This window comes from Streptomyces sp. NPDC005784 (assembly GCF_042871525.1).
Classification (GTDB): Bacteria; Actinomycetota; Actinomycetes; order Streptomycetales; family Streptomycetaceae; genus Streptomyces.
The window spans coordinates 167,083-182,595 of the sequence record NZ_JBIAIQ010000018.1 but is presented as its reverse complement, the minus strand read 5'-3'; the positions used below and the strand labels follow the sequence as shown (position 1 = coordinate 182,595).

The 15,513-nt window shown below is 71.6% G+C and carries 13 protein-coding genes; 9 read left to right on the top strand and 4 right to left on the bottom strand.

The genetic code is table 11. The annotated features are described in order from the left end of the window. Positions 1–126 precede the first annotated feature (126 nt). Positions 127–876 carry an MBL fold metallo-hydrolase gene (locus ACFYR3_RS26700; protein WP_389284870.1) on the bottom strand — a complete coding sequence of 250 codons (750 nt, stop codon included), beginning with the start codon at positions 874–876 and terminating at the stop codon, positions 127–129. A gap of 367 nt (positions 877–1,243) precedes the next feature. Here ACFYR3_RS26700 and ACFYR3_RS26695 point away from each other — a divergent pair, with 367 nt between their 5' ends. Both ACFYR3_RS26695 and fusA read left to right on the top strand, forming a co-directional pair. Further along, on the top strand, positions 1,244–3,232 hold the full coding sequence (locus tag ACFYR3_RS26695; RefSeq protein ID WP_389284874.1) for an RICIN domain-containing protein: 1,989 nt from the start codon (positions 1,244–1,246) through the stop codon (positions 3,230–3,232). A 476-nt stretch (positions 3,233–3,708) separates the two neighbouring features. Next, positions 3,709–5,811: an elongation factor G gene (gene fusA, locus ACFYR3_RS26690; protein ID WP_355849462.1), complete on the top strand. Its 2,103-nt coding sequence runs from the start codon at positions 3,709–3,711 to the stop codon at positions 5,809–5,811. 146 nt (positions 5,812–5,957) lie between these two features. Here the strand turns inward: fusA and ACFYR3_RS26685 are convergent, their stop codons facing one another. From ACFYR3_RS26685 to ACFYR3_RS26675, 3 genes are all read right to left on the bottom strand, one after another. Then, positions 5,958–6,398, bottom strand: a complete 441-nt coding sequence (locus ACFYR3_RS26685) for a (2Fe-2S) ferredoxin domain-containing protein (protein ID WP_356782914.1) — start codon at positions 6,396–6,398, stop codon at positions 5,958–5,960. A 273-nt stretch (positions 6,399–6,671) separates the two neighbouring features. Further along, positions 6,672–7,622 (bottom strand): alpha/beta hydrolase fold domain-containing protein, encoded by a 951-nt coding sequence (locus tag ACFYR3_RS26680; protein WP_389284869.1) that lies wholly within the window; start codon positions 7,620–7,622, stop codon positions 6,672–6,674. Between the two features lie 30 nt (positions 7,623–7,652). Continuing rightward, complete coding sequence (locus tag ACFYR3_RS26675; protein ID WP_355849453.1) at positions 7,653–8,087, bottom strand: cupin domain-containing protein; 435 nt, start codon at positions 8,085–8,087, stop codon at positions 7,653–7,655. Between the two features lie 385 nt (positions 8,088–8,472). Between ACFYR3_RS26675 and ACFYR3_RS26670 the strand changes: the two genes are divergently transcribed. The 7 genes from ACFYR3_RS26670 (at position 8,473) to ACFYR3_RS26640 (ending at position 15,450) form a co-directional block, all read left to right on the top strand. Continuing rightward, on the top strand, positions 8,473–9,123 hold the full coding sequence (locus tag ACFYR3_RS26670; RefSeq protein ID WP_261707013.1) for a GntR family transcriptional regulator: 651 nt from the start codon (positions 8,473–8,475) through the stop codon (positions 9,121–9,123). 75 nt (positions 9,124–9,198) lie between these two features. Further along, positions 9,199–9,987: a PIG-L deacetylase family protein gene (locus tag ACFYR3_RS26665; protein ID WP_355849450.1), complete on the top strand. Its 789-nt coding sequence runs from the start codon at positions 9,199–9,201 to the stop codon at positions 9,985–9,987. Further along, positions 9,984–10,694 (top strand): 4-carboxy-4-hydroxy-2-oxoadipate aldolase/oxaloacetate decarboxylase, encoded by a 711-nt coding sequence (locus ACFYR3_RS26660; protein ID WP_355849447.1) that lies wholly within the window; start codon positions 9,984–9,986, stop codon positions 10,692–10,694. The genes ACFYR3_RS26665 and ACFYR3_RS26660 overlap by 4 nt, the downstream gene beginning before the upstream one ends. 23 nt (positions 10,695–10,717) lie before the next feature. Then, positions 10,718–11,776, top strand: coding sequence for a 4-oxalomesaconate tautomerase (locus tag ACFYR3_RS26655; RefSeq protein WP_355849444.1), 1,059 nt, complete (start codon positions 10,718–10,720; stop codon positions 11,774–11,776). Positions 11,777–11,785: 9 nt separating this feature from the next. Beyond that, positions 11,786–12,736 (top strand): catechol 2,3-dioxygenase, encoded by a 951-nt coding sequence (locus ACFYR3_RS26650; RefSeq protein ID WP_355849441.1) that lies wholly within the window; start codon positions 11,786–11,788, stop codon positions 12,734–12,736. A 300-nt stretch (positions 12,737–13,036) separates the two neighbouring features. Continuing rightward, positions 13,037–14,365, top strand: a complete 1,329-nt coding sequence (locus tag ACFYR3_RS26645; protein ID WP_355849438.1) for an MFS transporter — start codon at positions 13,037–13,039, stop codon at positions 14,363–14,365. A 308-nt stretch (positions 14,366–14,673) separates the two neighbouring features. Further along, positions 14,674–15,450, top strand: a complete 777-nt coding sequence (locus ACFYR3_RS26640; protein ID WP_356782925.1) for a GNAT family N-acetyltransferase — start codon at positions 14,674–14,676, stop codon at positions 15,448–15,450. Positions 15,451–15,513 lie beyond the last annotated feature (63 nt).

Below are 15,513 nucleotides of genomic sequence, written 5' to 3'. Positions count from 1 at the left end.
CCGGTCCGGCAGCAGCGGCTGGATGCGTGCCCACTGGGCGTCAGTCAACGACACACATCAACCAACGATCCGATGATCCGAAGGAAACGGCCTAGCCCGGTCGGCGGTCGCGGCGGCCGGACCCCGTCAGCCGGCCAGCTCCCGGGCGCGCTGAGCCGCCTCGCGCACCGAAGCGCGGTGCACGGATCCGTGTCCGGGAAGCAGTACGTCGGCGGCGAGGGACTCGATGCGTTCGAGCGAGGCGAGGGCCTCGGCGCGCTCGGTGTCGAACATCTTGGGCAGCAGCTGCGGGCCCTGTATCCGTGACGTCGGGTGACCGCTCACCAGGGCGTCACCGGAGATCAGCACTCCGGCGTCCGGCAGGTGGTAGACGCAGTGGCCGGGGGTGTGGCCGGGCGTGTGCACCGGAACCGGCCGGCCGGGCAGATCGAGCGGGCCCTCGTGCGGGAAGGCCTCGGGCTTCTTCATCGTCACGTCCGCCGTGCCGCCGGAGCGGATGGCGTGCACCGCCCAGGGCAGGACACCGGGACGCCAGGCCTGCCGCATCACCTGTCCGATGCTCACCTGGTGGAGGAACTCGCGGCGCGCGTGCGGCACTTCGGACTCGTGCAGCTGGACCGGGGTCCCGTAGGTGCTGTTCAGGAACTCGGCGGAGCCGAGGTGGTCGCTGTGCGCGTGGGTGATGAGCACGGCGGTCACGGCCTCGGGCGCGTGGCCGAGGGTCTTCAGCGACGCAAGGAGTTCTTCGCGGTCGCCGGGATACCCCGTGTCGATGAGGGTGACGGAGTCGCCCTCGGACAGCACCACCCAGTTCGTGTTGCTGCCGTGCACCAGATGAACTCCGGCGGCTGCCTCGACGATCGCTTCCTCGCGCATGACCATCCCGACGTTGGATAACTGCTGGTGACCCCATGGGCCCTGACAGGGCGAAGGTATCGCGAGTGTGTGCCCGGCGGCGTACGGCCGTCGCTCCCCGTCCCGTTCGTCCTCTTCGGCGCCGTCGGCATCGTCGGCGCCCGGGTCCCGGCACGGTTGCCTTTGTGACAAGGCGAACGGGCCGGGCCTCCGTCCCGGGCGCCCGCGCCGTCCGTGAAGGACGGCTCAAAGGTGAACGGCCCTTTGCGGCAAGGGACTTGACGCAGCCCGGCCAAGACGCTGCCATATGGCGAGCCGCGTTGACTTTTGTTCGACTCTGCGAACAAACCCCTCAAGGGAGAGCCGCATGTCCCCTCTTTCGAACATGATGTGTCTGGTACGCCTCCTCAGACGCGCGGGTGTCCAGGGCGCCGTCCTGCTGCTCGCCGTCGCCGCGCTGACCGGACTCGGCCGCCCGGCCGCTCCACTCGCGGCCGAGCCGGCCGCGGTCGCCACCAGCCAGGCCGGGGTCGCCCCGGCCCCGATGGGCTGGGCGTCCTGGAACAGCTTCGCCAGCGCCATCGACTACGCCACCATCAAGGCCCAGGCGGACGCCCTCGTCTCCTCCGGCATGGCCGCCGCCGGATACAAGTACGTCAACATCGACGAGGGCTGGTGGCAGGGCGCCCGCGACAGCAGCGGCAACATCAGCGTCGACACCACCCAGTGGCCGGGCGGCATGAAGGCCATCGCCGACTACATCCACGGCAAGGGTCTCAAGGCCGGCATCTACACCGACGCCGGGAAGAACGGCTGCGGCTACTACTACCCGACCCCCTCCACGACCCCGGCCACCCCCGGCACCGGTCTTGAGGGCCACAACCAGCAGGACCTCCAGACCTTCCAGAACTGGGGCTTCGACTTCGTCAAGGTCGACTGGTGCGGCGGGGACGCCGAGGGCCTCGACCAGGAGACGACGTACAAGGCGATCCGCGACGCGAACGCGGCCGCCACCGCGGTCACCGGACACCCGCTCGTCCTGTCGCTGTGCGAATGGGGCACGGGAAACCCGTGGAACTGGGCCGCCGGCACCGGTGACCTGTGGCGCACCAGCACCGACATCGTCTACTGGCCCGACAACCCCTCGATGGCGAGCGTCCTCGCCAACTTCGACAAGTCGCTGCACCCCGCCGCCCAGCACACCGGGTTCTACAACGACCCCGACATGATGACCGTCGGCATGACCGGTCTGAGCGCCGCCCAGAACCGCACCCACATGGGACTGTGGGCCATCTCCGGCGCACCGCTGCTCGCGGGCAACAACCTCGCCACCATGAGCTCGTCGACCGCGTCGGTCCTCACCAACTCCGAGGTCATAGCGATCGACCAGGATCCGCGCGGCCTCCAGGGCGTCAAGGTCGCCGAGGACACGACGGGCCTTCAGGTCTACAGCAAGGTCCTCGCCGGCACCGGCAAGCGTGCGGTCCTGCTGCTGAACCGCACGTCCGCCGCCGCCAACATCACCGCCCGCTGGGCGGACATGGGCCTGACCACGGCCTCCGCCACGGTCCGCAACGTGTGGTCGGCGACCAACGCCGGTTCCTACAGCACGAGTTACACCACCAGCGTGCCCGCGGGCGAGGCCGTCCTGCTCACCGTCGGTGGCACCGAGGGTTCTGGGACGACGTACGAGGACACCACCTCGGCCACGACGCCGACCTTCACCGCCGTCAGCGCGGCCGCCGCCGGCACGGAACTCGTCGACATCAGCTACGCCAACAGCGGCTCCACGGCCCGCAGGGCGACCCTCCAGGTCAACGGCCAGTACGCGCAGACCCTCGCCTTCCCGCCCACCGGGTCGTCGAGCACGTATCGCACCGTGTCCGTCCTCGCCTCCCTGGCCAAGGGCTCCAACACGCTGGCCTTCGCGGCGTCTTCGGGCACCGCGCCCGACGTGGACGCCGTCACGGTCCGCGCCCTCCCCGGAACCAACGGCACCGCGATCGTCGGCACCGGCTCCGGGCGCTGCCTCGACTTCTTCAAGAGCGCCATCACCAACAACACCCAGGCCGAACTCTGGGACTGCGGCGGAGGCCAGAACCAGACGTTCACCGCCACCTCGCGCGGCGAACTCGTCGTCTACGGCAACAAGTGCCTGGACGCCTACAACAGCGGTACCGCGAACGGCACTCGGGTCGTCCTGTGGGACTGCAACGGCGGCGCCAACCAGAAGTGGACCGTCAACTCCAACGGCACCATCACCAACAACGTCTCCGGCCTGTGCCTCGACGCGTCGGGCAGCGGCACGGCGAACGGAACGTCGATCGTCCTGTGGTCGTGCAACGGGGGAACGAACCAGAAGTGGAGCCGCAACTGAGCCAACCAGCCCGCTGAGGAAGCCGGTTGACGCCGATCGGCGGGGTGACCGGGTCAGCGGGACACCGGCCGGCCGGCAGGGCCCGGGCGTAATCCGGCCGGCCGAGCGGACCCGGGAAAACCCGGTGCGCGGCCCGCGCCCGGTTCCCTACACTCGCCACGGAATCACACACCGCCCCTTCCGGCGACGTGTGTGTCGTGACGAACGAGGGGAGCCGGGCCGTGCGTTACCGCACCGCTGTCGTCGTTCCCCGGTCACAGTACGAGGTGATCCTCGTGTCTCCGTGGGCCCGGTACCGGCTGCGCGGCCGGAACCGGAAGCCCGCGACGACCTCCTGACCTCCGCCCGTACGGTGGCGCCCGCCTGCCCGGTCGCCGTGCACCCTGCCCGCCGGAGGTCCGTCACCGCCTGAACTCAGGTGTGTCGTCCGGGAATCGCGCCGACCCGTCTCCGGATCGTCCGAAAGGCCCTGGGCCGTGCGTACCGAGCTGCACCGTCACCTCACCGACCCCGTCACCGACCCCCTCGCCGCCGTCCGCAACCTGGGCATCCTCGCCCATGTCGACGCCGGGAAGACCACCGTCACCGAACGGATCCTCTATCTCACCGGGACCACCCACAAACGGGGCGAGGTCCATGACGGCACCACCGTCACCGACTTCGACTCCCAGGAGCGCGACCGCGGCATCACCATCTTCGCCGCGGCCGTCAGCTGCGCCTGGGACGGCCACCGGATCAACCTGATCGACACTCCGGGCCACGTCGACTTCTCCGACGAGGTGGAGCGTTCGCTGCGTGTCCTCGACGGCGCCGTCGCGGTGTTCGACGCCGTGGCGGGCGTAGAACCGCAGAGCGAGTCGGTGTGGCGGCGGGCCGACCGGCACGGCGTCCCGCGGATCGCCTTCGTGAACAAGCTGGACCGCGCGGGCGCCGACCTCGACACCGCGGTCGCGTCGATCCGGGAGCGGCTGCATCCGGCGCCGCTGGTCGTCCAGTTGCCGATCGGCACGGAGGACGCCTTCACGGGCGTGGTCGATCTGCTCCGGATGCGCGCGCTGGTGTGGGCGGACGGCGCCGAGTCGGCCGAGGAGATCCCGGTGCCGCAGGACCTGCTGGACGAGGCCCGACGACGACGCCGGCTGCTGGAGGAGGCGGTGGCGGAACTCCACCCGGTGGCCCTGGAGGAGTACTGCGCCCGCTCCACCCTCTCGGCACGGACCCTCTCGGCCGCACTCCGCGACCTGACCCGTACCGGCGAGGGCGTGGTGGTCCTGTGCGGCTCGGCCTACCGCAACCGCGGAATCGAACCGCTGCTGGAGGCCGTGGTGGCCTACCTGCCCTCGCCGCTCGACGTGCCCGCCGTCCGCGGGACGCACGGCGGCGCTGAGCAGGAACGGGCGGCGGACCCACAAGCGCCGTTCGCGGGGCTGGTGTTCAAGGTGAACGCCACCGCCACCGGACGGCTGACGTATCTGCGTGTCTACGCGGGCACGGTGGAGAAGGGACAGGCGGTGGTGGACGTGGGCACGGGACGCACCGAGCGGATCGGACGGATCCTTCGCGTCCGGGCCGACCGCCACGCGGAGCTGGAGCGCGCGGTGGCCGGTGACATCGTCGCTGTCATCGGGCCGAAGTCGGCCCGGGCCGGGGCGACTCTGTGCGCCCCGGCGGCACCGCTGCTCCTCGAACCGCCGGTCGTCGCCGATCCGGTGGTGTCCGTGGCGGTCGAGGCGCGCAGGAGCACCGAGACCGACCGTCTGGTGTCGGCGCTGGCGCGGCTGGTCGAGGAGGACCCCTCGCTGGTCGTCCGCACCGACTCCGAGACCGGGCAGACGGTGCTGTCGGGCATGGGAGAACTGCATCTGGAGGTGGCGGTGGAGAAGATCCGGCGCGCCCACGGGCTCGAGGTCGCCGTCGGGCGGCCGAGGGTGTCGTACCGCGAGACGGTGGCCCGTGGCGTGTCGGGCCTGGTGTACCGGCATGTCAAACAGGACGGCGGCGCGGGGCAGTTCGCCCATGTCGTCCTCGACGTGGAACCGCTGGGGACCGACCCCGGCGGCGTCGAGGGGAGTCCCGCGGGCTTCGTGTTCCGTTCGACAGTCGTCGGCGGCCGGGTGCCGCAGGAGTACGTCCGTGCCGTGGAGGCAGGCTGCCGGGACGCGCTCGCCGAGGGTCCCCTCGGCGGTCACCCGGTGACAGGGCTGCGCGTCACCCTCACGGACGGGGCGACCCATGCGAAGGACTCCTCGGAGATGGCGTTCCGCACGGCCGGCCGGTTCGGGCTGCGTGAGGCGCTGCGCGCCAGTGCCATGGTCCTGCTGGAACCGGTGGTCGAGGTCACCGTGACCGTGCCCGAGGACGCCGTGGGCGGGGTGCTCGGCGACCTCGCGGCGCGGCGCGGCCGGGTCTCAGGCTCGCTCACCCGCGTGGGTACGTCGGTGATCACCGCCACCGTGCCGCTGGCCGAACTCTTCGGCTACGCGACCCGGTTGCGGAGCCGGACCCAGGGCCGGGGCGTCTTCACCACCCGCCCCACCGGTCTCGCCCCGGCTCCACCGCAAGGGGCACCGGCCCGGTAGCCGCGCGCGGTTTCACGACCGACGACGGCCCCGCCCCGACAAGGGCGGGGCCGTTCTCGGTCCCGGTCGGCGGGGGCCGTCCTCGCTCACAACGGCTGGGGCCTTTCGTCGCCGAGGAAGGAGTCGGAGGGCGGCCCTTCGACTCCTCAACGGCGGGCGCGGGCGCGGGCTCGGGTCTCGCGGGGCGGGCGGACGAACTGGAGTTCCAGCGCGGCCGGTGGCGCGGCGACGCCCGGTCCTCCGGCGGCGGCCCAGGCCAGCAGCTCGTCCGTGCAGTCGTCGTCCATGGCGAAACCGATCCAGGTCGGCCGGCCGCCCGCGCGCCGTCCGTCACCCGACGGCTGCACCACGATCACGTTCGCCTGGTCACAGGGCCCGAGACAGTCCGTGGTCCGGACGACGAACCGTCCCCCGGACGCCTCGGCACCGGCCCGCAACCGCTCCAGCTGCCAGGCGTGATCGCTGTCCGGGAACTTGCGCGGGTCGCCGCAGCAGCAGCCCCGGCAGACGACGAGGGTGCACGGCCGCGAACGGGCGGCACCGATGGCCGCCGTACGGATACGTTCGCGCGGGGCGTCGACGGGCACGTGGTGAGGCCTTTCCTCGGGGATCGGAACGTCCCCGCGCGCGATCCCTCGCGCGAGGGGTGCCCGGCGCGCGAGGACGCGATGCCCCGGACGCCGATGATCACCGTAGGCGATGGCGATCAGCTCCGGTCGTGGGGCCGCTCCGGTCGTGCGGCTGCCCCGCGCGTGCCGCCACTCCGCGCGTGAGGCCGATCCGGCCGTGCGGCCCGCCTCGTCCAGGCGGCGTCGGCGCCGGAGCCGCTCACGGGTACCGAGGCTCCTGCCTCCGTTCCCTCAATCGGCCCCGCTCACCCCGGTGTTGACGGCTTGCCGTACATACCCTGCGATGAGGGGGTAGATCTCCCGGGCCCGGGTGTCGTCCGTGCCGTCGTAGCCGTGATCCGCCTTCGGCACGTCGATGTGGCCGGCCAGCGCGCCCGCCTTCCGCAGCCGTTCCGCGTAGCGTTCCCCCTCCGGCTTGAGGAGGTCGAACTCCGCGGTGACGATGAGGGCGGGCGCGATGCCTTTCAGGTCCCCGGTGTCCGACGCGTGGGCGGGCGACACCAGCCGGTCGGAGCGCTCGCGCGGGTTCGGCACGTAGGAGGAGTCGAAGATCTCGCCCATCCAGGGACGCAGCACGGGCCGGGGGATGGGGGCCCGTTTGTCCTTGACGCTCGTCACCAGGTCGAGCGGCGGGTAGTGGAGGACCTGAAGGGCGATCGCGGGTCCGCCCTCCTCAAGGGCCAGGCGGGCCACGGCCGCGGCGAGCCCGCCGCCCGCGCTCTGCCCGCCGATCGTCAGGCGGCTGCCGTCCCAGCCCTGTTCGGCGCCGTGTTCGGCGATCCAGCGCACGGCCTCGTAGGCTTGCCGGGGTGGTGCGGGGAACGGGTGCTGCGGTGCGACCACGTAGTCCACGTTGACCACGACGACACCCGCCGCGGCGGCGAGGCAGCGGCACAGCGGGTCGTCCAGTTCCGTCAGCGGCATCACATAGCCGCCGCCGTGGAAGTTGACGTGCACCGGCGGTGTCGGCCCCTCGGACGCCGGCAGGTACACCGTGGCGCGGGCCGGGGCGATCGTCGTCGGGATCGTCAACTCTCCTGAGCGGTGCGGGAATTCCGGCAGGCGGGCGTGCGACGCGGCGGCGGAGCCGCGTCCGGCCGACCGCCGGTCCGCGAGCACGGCGAGACGCTGAAGCGACCTGGCGGCGAGGGAGGCCACCGCCGGACGGGCGAGGAGAGACATACGGGTCCGTTCGTCGGGCGCCCTCAGACGCTACTCGAAGTCGCAGCCGGGGTTGGGGGCGTCCTCGGAGAAGGGCGCGCCGTGCGGCAGTACATAGAGCACGTCCAGGACCAGCGGCTTCTTGCCGAGGTTGCGTCCGATGTGGACGTTCGTGGGGCCGGGCGGCTCGGTGAGGGAGTCACCGGTCCGGTAGAGGCCGTCCTGCGCGCACGTCGAGTCGAAGTGGCTGAGGGCGCCCTGCTTGACGTATCCGTACAGCGGGCCGTCGTGGTAGTGCCAGCCGGTCGCCTGACCGGGCGGGATGGTGATCTCCCGGAGGGTGTAGTCCGTGCCGTCGACGGTGGTCTGCGCGATGACCTTGCCGCTGACCCCGGTGCCGGGAGGAGTCGCGTGAGCGGGAACGGCGACGAGCGACAGACACAGGGCCGCTATACCTGCCGACCCGGTACGGAGCGAGGCGCGCATTAGGTAAGTCCCTTCGACCGAAGGTGAGTTGGCGTTCGCGCTGTGCAGAGTGCCGCACCCGGGCCAGGGATTCCCGGCGTCCGGGTCCGCGGCGCACACGGAGGGGCGGACTGCCGTCGGCTCTGCGGACGGCGGCGGTAGAGGTTCATGGTGAGGCCGACCCTCACGCACCACAAGCGGTAGGGCCGAGGATCGGAACGCCTGCCCGGTCGGCATCGGGCCCGCCCGGTCCGCACGGGGCCCGTCCCGTCGGCTTCGGGCCTGCGCGAGTGACATCGGCCCCGCGCGAACCCCGATGCGCGTCGGCAACATGCCGAACAAAATTGTTGACAATCTTGTTGGTCTAGATTTACGTTCGACAGGCACTCACTCAGGGAGGGCAGCAATGCAGAAGGAAGCCCGTCCAGGCACCGGCGAGCAGGCCAAGCAGCACGCGTTGGTGCAGCTGCGGCAGGCGATTCTGCGCGGAGAGATGGCACCGGCCCAGCGGCTGGTGGAGAACGAACTCGCCGAGCAGTTCGGTGTCACCCGGGCCAGCGCCCGCGCGGCGCTGATCGAGCTGGAATCGGAGGGACTGGTCGAGCGGATCCGCAACCGCGGATCACGAGTCCGGGTGGTGACCGTGGAGGAAGCGGTCGCCATCACCGAGTGCCGTATGGCGCTCGAAGGCCTCTGCGCCGCCAAGGCGGCCGCCCTGGCCACCGACGACCAGCTCGCCGAACTGGCCGACCTGGGCGCCGCCATGGTCAAGGCGGTCGCCGACGGCGAACCGGTCACCTACTCCGAGCTCAACCACGAAGTGCACGCCCGGATCAGGGAGTTCTCCGGCCAGCAGACGGCCGTGGGACTCCTGGAGCGGCTCAACGCCCAACTGGTGCGCCACCGGTTCCAGTTGGCGCTGCGCCCGGGTCGTTCGCAGCAGTCCCTGAGTGAACACCTGGCCATGATCGAGGCGATCGCGGCCAGGGACCCGCAGGCGGCCGAAGCGGCCGTCCGCGCTCACCTCGGCAGTGTGATCGAAGCGCTGCGCGACTGACGTACCGCGCGGCGACGCGCGGTACGACGGACAGCCGAGGCGGGCGCCCACCTGTCCACCAAGGAGATTGCTGCAATGACGCACGGCAACGCGCCCGCCGCCCCCGAGCCCTCGGCCCCGCCCGAGCAGGGGGGACGCCCTTCACGATCGACACTGGTCGTCACCGCGCACGCCGGGGACTTCGTGTGGCGGGCCGGGGGAGCCATCGCCCTGGCCGCCTCCCGGGGCGAGAAGGTCACCATCGCGTGCCTGACCTTCGGCGAGCGCGGCGAGTCCGCCAAGGCCTGGCGTGAGGGCAAGAAGCTCGACGAGATCAAGGCGATACGCCGCGAGGAGGCCGAGAAGGCCGCCGCCACCCTCGGCGCCGCGGTCCGCTTCTTCGACGCCGGCGACTACCCCCTGACCGCCACCGCCGAGCTCACCGACCGGCTGGTGACGGTCTACCGCGAGACCCAGCCGGACGTCGTGCTCACCCACCCCACCGAGGACCCGTACAACGGCGACCACCCGGCCGCCAACCGCATGGCGCTGGAGGCCCGTGTCCTCGCCCAGGCCATCGGCTACCCCGGCGAGGGCGGGATCATCGGCGCCCCGCCCGTCTTCTACTTCGAGCCCCACCAGCCCGAGATGAGCGGCTTCAAGCCCGAAGTGCTCCTCGACATCACCGAGGTGTGGGAGACCAAGCGCAAGGCGATGGAATGCCTCGGCGCCCAGCAGCATCTGTGGGACTACTACACCGACCTCGCCGTACGCCGCGGGGTCCAGCTCAAGCGCAACGCGGGCCCCAACCTGGGCCTGGCCCACAAGACCAGGGCCGAGGCGTACATGCGTCCCTTCCCGCAGATCGCGAAGGGGTTGGCATGAGCGGTGTGATCGTCACCGACCCGCCCAAGGCGGACGCGAAGGACGTCGAGGCGATCACCGGCTACGGCACCGCGACCGTGCACGAGGCGATGGGCCGCACCGGCCTGCTCGGCACGCGCCTGCGCCCCATCCAGCAGGGCGTCCGCGTCGCGGGCACCGCGGTCACCGTGCTGTCCTGGCCCGGCGACAACCTCATGATCCACGCCGCCGTAGAACAGTGCGGCGAGGGCGACATCCTGGTCGTCACCACCACCTCGCCCTCCACCGACGGCATGTTCGGCGAGCTGTTCGCCACTGCGCTGCACCGGCGCGGCGTGCGCGGCCTGGTCATCGACGCCGGCATCCGGGACACGGCCGAACTGCGCGACATGGGCTTTCCCGCCTGGTCCGCCGCGGTCAGCCCGCAGGGCACCGTGAAGGCGACCGGCGGCTCCGTCAACGTCCCGGTGGTCCTCGGCGGCCAGATCGTCCGGCCCGGCGACGTGATCCTCGCCGACGACGACGGCGTGGTGTGCGTGTCCCGTGAGAGCGCCCGCCGTGTGGCCGCGGCGTCCGAGGCCCGCGAACGGAAGGAAGCCCTGGCCCGCGCCGCCTTCCTCGACGGCGAACTCGGCCTGGACCGCTACGGGTTGCGCGAGACCCTCGTACGCCTGGGTGTGACCTACAAGTCGTACGACGAGTACGTCCGGGACGGGGCCGCGCCGTGAGCGGGGCCGAGGAGGTGCGCTGCATGCTCCTGCGCGGTGGCACCTCCAAGGGCGCCTACTTCCTGGCCGGGGACCTGCCCGCCGACACCGCCGAACGCGACGACCTGCTGCTGCGTGTGATGGGCAGCCCCGACCCGCGCCAGATCGACGGGCTGGGCGGCGCGCACCCGCTGACCAGCAAGGTGGCCGTGGTCTCGGTCTCCGCCGACCCCGCCGCGGATGTCGACTACCTGTTCCTCCAAGTCGCCGTCGACAAGGCTGAGGTGTCGGACCGTCAGAACTGCGGCAACATCCTCGCCGGGGTCGGCCCGTTCGCCGTCGAACGCGGACTCGTCGAGCCGGGGGAGCGCCGTACCTCGGTACGCATCCGCATGGTCAACTCGGGCGACCTCGCGCACGCGAGCTTCCCCACCGAGGGCGGGCGCGTGGTCTACGAGGGCTCCGCCGAGATCTCCGGGGTGCCGGGGACCGCGGCACCCGTGGTGATCGAATTCCCGCGGGGAGGCGCCCCGTTGCTGCCCACCGGCCACGCCCGCGACCTCGTCGCCGACACCCCGGTGACCTGCGTGGACAACGGCATGCCGACCGTGCTGATCGCCGCCTCCTCGCTGGGTGTCACCGGGTACGAGAGCCCGAAGGACCTGGAAGAGGATCGGACCCTGGCCGGGCGACTCCGCGAAATCCGGCTGGAAGCGGGCAAGTTGATGGGCCTCGGGGACGTCGAGAACGCCACCGTGCCCAAGCTGACCCTGCTCGCTCCGCCGCGCGCCGACGGAGCCGTCATGACCCGCACCTTCATCCCGGTGCGCTGCCACACCTCCATCGGCGTCCTCGGCGCCGCGAGCGTCGCCGCCGGGCTGCGCGTGGAGGGTGGCGTCGGGCAAGCCGTGGCACACCCGCCAGAACGGGGCGACCGGCTGCGTATCGAACACCCCACCGGATTCCTCGACATCGAAGCCGGTGTCGAGTACGGCCCCGGGGGAGCCCCACCCGTGGCCCGGCGCACCGCCGTTGTCCGCACCGCACGCAAGATCTTCGACGGCACGGTCTTCCCCCGGCCGGCCGGAGCCGCACAACACTGAGGAGGCCCCATGGCCCCGCCGCTCGGCGACATCGCCCACCTCGGGCACGTCGAACTGCTCACCCCCGACCTGGACGCCAGCGTCCGGTTCTTCACGGACTACCTCGGCCTGACCGAGAACGGCCGCTCCGGAGACTCCGTCTACCTGCGGACCTGGGACGACTACGAGCACCACAGCCTGACCCTGACCGCCCACGCGACCTCGGGCATCCGCCGCACCGCCCTGCGCGCCTCCAGCGAGGAGGCCCTCCAGCGCCGGGTCAAGGAGATCGAGCGCGCCGGCCGCGAGGGCCGCTGGGTGAACGACGAGCCCGGCCTCGGCCCGGTCTACGTCACCACCGACCCCGACGGCCACGAACTCGCCCTGTACTGGGAGAGCGAGTGGTACCGGGCGCCGGACCATCTGAAGCCCGGCCTCAAGAACCAGCCGCAGGCCAAACCCGGCCACGGGGTCGGCGTACGACGCCTGGACCACGTGAACTACCTCGCCGCCGACGTCGCCGCCAACGGAGACTTCGTCCGTGACGCGCTCGGGGCCCGTCCGACCGAGCAGATCCAGCTCGACAGCGGCCGGATCGCCGCCCAGTGGCTGACGTTCAGCAACAAGTCGTACGACGTCGTCTACACGGAGGACTGGACGGGTTCGAGCGGGCGCCTGCACCACATCGCGTTCGCCACGGACACCCGTGAGGACATCCTGCGCGCCGCCGATCTCGCCATCGACACCGGCGTGTTCATCGAGACGGGCCCGCACAAGCACGCCATCCAGCAGACGTTCTTCCTCTACGTCTACGAACCGGGCGGCAACCGTATCGAGTTGTGCAACCCGCTCACCCGCCTCGTCCTGGCCCCCGACTGGCCGCTGATCACGTGGACCGAGGACGAGCGGAAGAAGGGCCAGGCCTGGGGCCTGAAGACCATCGAGTCCTTCCACACCCACGGCACCCCGCCCATCGGCTGACCGGCCTCCGGCGGCTTCCTGTCGGACGGTCAACTGAGCGACCGGATCAAGCCAGTACATACGCGCGGGCGGCATGGGAGGTGTGCCGCCCGCGCGCGCTTTCACCTGGCTTTCAGCTGCCTGTGCGACGGTCTCGGACGGTGGCCTGATTGATTCCAGAATTGTTGACAAAAGCGTTGACACTCTGGGAGTTCGCTCCTTAGCGTCTGTCGCACAATCGGGTCAGCCGCACGAGCCGCGTCGACCCGCATCCCCGATCCCCTTCCAGGGCCCACGCCTCCTGGACGAGAGGAAACAACGATGTCCTCCTCCCTCGCCCTGCCCGCTCGCGGCGGCAGCAGACTGGCCGCACTGGTCGTCGGCCTCTGCTGGCTGGTCGTCCTCTTCGACGGCCTCGACATGTTCATCTACGGCTCGGTGCTGCCGCACATGCTGGAGACGAAGGCGCTCGGCATCGACCCCGGCAAGGCCGGCGACGTCGGCTCCTACGCCACCTTCGGCATGCTGATCGGCGCCCTGTGCTCGGGCACCGTCAGCGACTGGGTCGGCCGCAAGAAGACGATCATCGTGTCGACCGCCGTGTTCTCCCTGGCCTCCGCGGTCTGCGCCTCGGCCTCCAGCCTGGACGTCTTCAGCCTCGGCCGCTTCCTGGCCGGCCTCGGCCTCGGCGGCCTGCTGCCGAGCGCGATCACCATGGTCACCGAGTACGCCCCGCGGGGCCGCCGCGCCCTGATCGTGGGTTCCCTGATGACCGCTCACCAGGCCGGCGGCATCGTCGCCGGATTCGTGGCGCTCGGGACGGGCGACTGGCGTGTCTCCTTCTGGATCTGCGTGATACCGCTGTTCATCGGGGTGCCGCTGGCGGCCGTGTTCCTGCCCGAGTCGATGGCCTTCCTCCAGGCCAAGGGCCGTACCGACGAGGCCCGCGCGCTCGCCGACCGCTACGGCGTCGACCTGGCCGCACGCGCCGCGGAGCGCCAGGCCGCCGCCGACCGCTTCAGCGCCGTCACCGCCCTGTTCCGCGGCGGCCGGTGGGCCCAGACCCTGCTGTTCTGGGTCGCGTCCTTCGGCGGTCTCCTCCTCGTCTACGGCGTCTCGCAGTGGCTGCCCTCGCTGATGAAGGCCAACGGCTACAACCTCGGGTCCTCGATCGGCTTCGTGATCGTCATCAACCTCGGCGGCATCGTCGGCATGCTGATCGGCGGCCGCCTCACCGACAAGTTCGGCGGCTCGCTGATCTCCGCGATCTGGTTCGGCGCCACCGCGGTCGGGATCTACTCCCTCAGCTTCAGGATGGCGCTGCCCCTCACCTACACCGTCGTCTTCCTGACCGGACTCTTCCTGTTCTCGGCGCAGGCGATGATCTACGCCACGGTGGCGCACCGCTCCGACGACGACAACCGCGCCACGGCGGTCGGCTGGACCTCCGGCATGGGACGCTTCGGCGCCGTCTTCGGCCCCTGGCTCGGCGGCCGGCTGCTCGCCACCGGCTCGACCACCGCGGGCTTCACCGCCTTCGCCCTCGCGGGTGTCTTCGCCCTGGTGTTCGTCAGCCTGACCGGCCTGCGCCGCGTCCAGGTGACGCCCCCGAGCTCCGTACAGCCCCGGGAACTGGCCGCCACCGGCTGACCGGAGCGGCGTGGAGCCGGCGTCCGGGCGGGGCCTGACAAAGGGTCCGCCCGGACGCCCTCGCGTCCGGGGTGCGCCGGAGGGGGAGGAGCCGCCCCAGCCTGGAGCCCCTCCCTGCCGCCGGGCCCCGGCGTCGCCCCCCTGCCGCCGGGCCCCGGCGTCGCCCCCCTGCCGCCGGGCCCCGGGGTCGCTCCCGACCACCAGGCCACGGCGTCCGTCGCGACCGCCGGGCCACAACGTCCTTCCCGACCGCCCGGGGGCCGCATATTCCCGTTGCCCCGTTCGTCCCGGGGTGCTGGAGTGACCTCATGGATCACATTGCGGTACTGGCCCTGTTCGACCGGGACATGCGGGAACGCGCACGGCCCGACGCGTCGGGCGCCCGGGTCGAGCGCGTCGGCGAGGTGGTGCGCCACGTCGGCGCCGACAAGGGCTGGAACGCGGTGCTCTGGTCCGACCTCGACGAAACGAGCGCCGACGCGGCCATCGCCGGGCAGGTGCGGTTCTTCTCCGGGCTCGGGGGCGGCTTCGAGTGGAAGCTGTACGGGCACGACCGGCCGGAGGACCTGGGGCAGCGTCTGCGGGCCGCGGGCTTCGTCGCCGAGCCCGAGGAGACGCTGATGATCGCCGAGCTGGGCGATCTGGCCCTCGACGTCGAACCGCCCGAGGGCGTACGGCTGCTGCCGGTCACCGACCGCGCGGGCGTCGCCCTCATGGCCGACGTCCATGAGCAGGCCTTCGGCGGCGACAGCACCCTCCTGCGCCACCAACTGCTCGCCCAGCTCACCGGTGACGCGGACACGGTCGTCGCCGTCGTGGCCCTGGCCGGCGACGTTCCGGTCAGCGCGGCCCGTATGGAACTCCTGCCGGGGGCCCGGTTCGCCGGACTGTGGGGCGGCGGCACCGTCGAGGCCTGGCGGGGCCGCGGCATCTACCGCGCCCTCGTCGCCCACCGCGCCCGGGTCGCCGCGGAGCGCGGCTACCGATACGTCCAGGTCGACGCCTCCAGCCAGAGCCGCCCGATCCTCACCCGGCTGGGCTTCCAGCCGCTCACCACGACCACCCCGTACATCTACGAGGGGTGACGCGCCGTCCGCAGGCCGTGGGAGCGTCCGGGGCCGATGTCACATCCCCGCGTGCGTGACCCG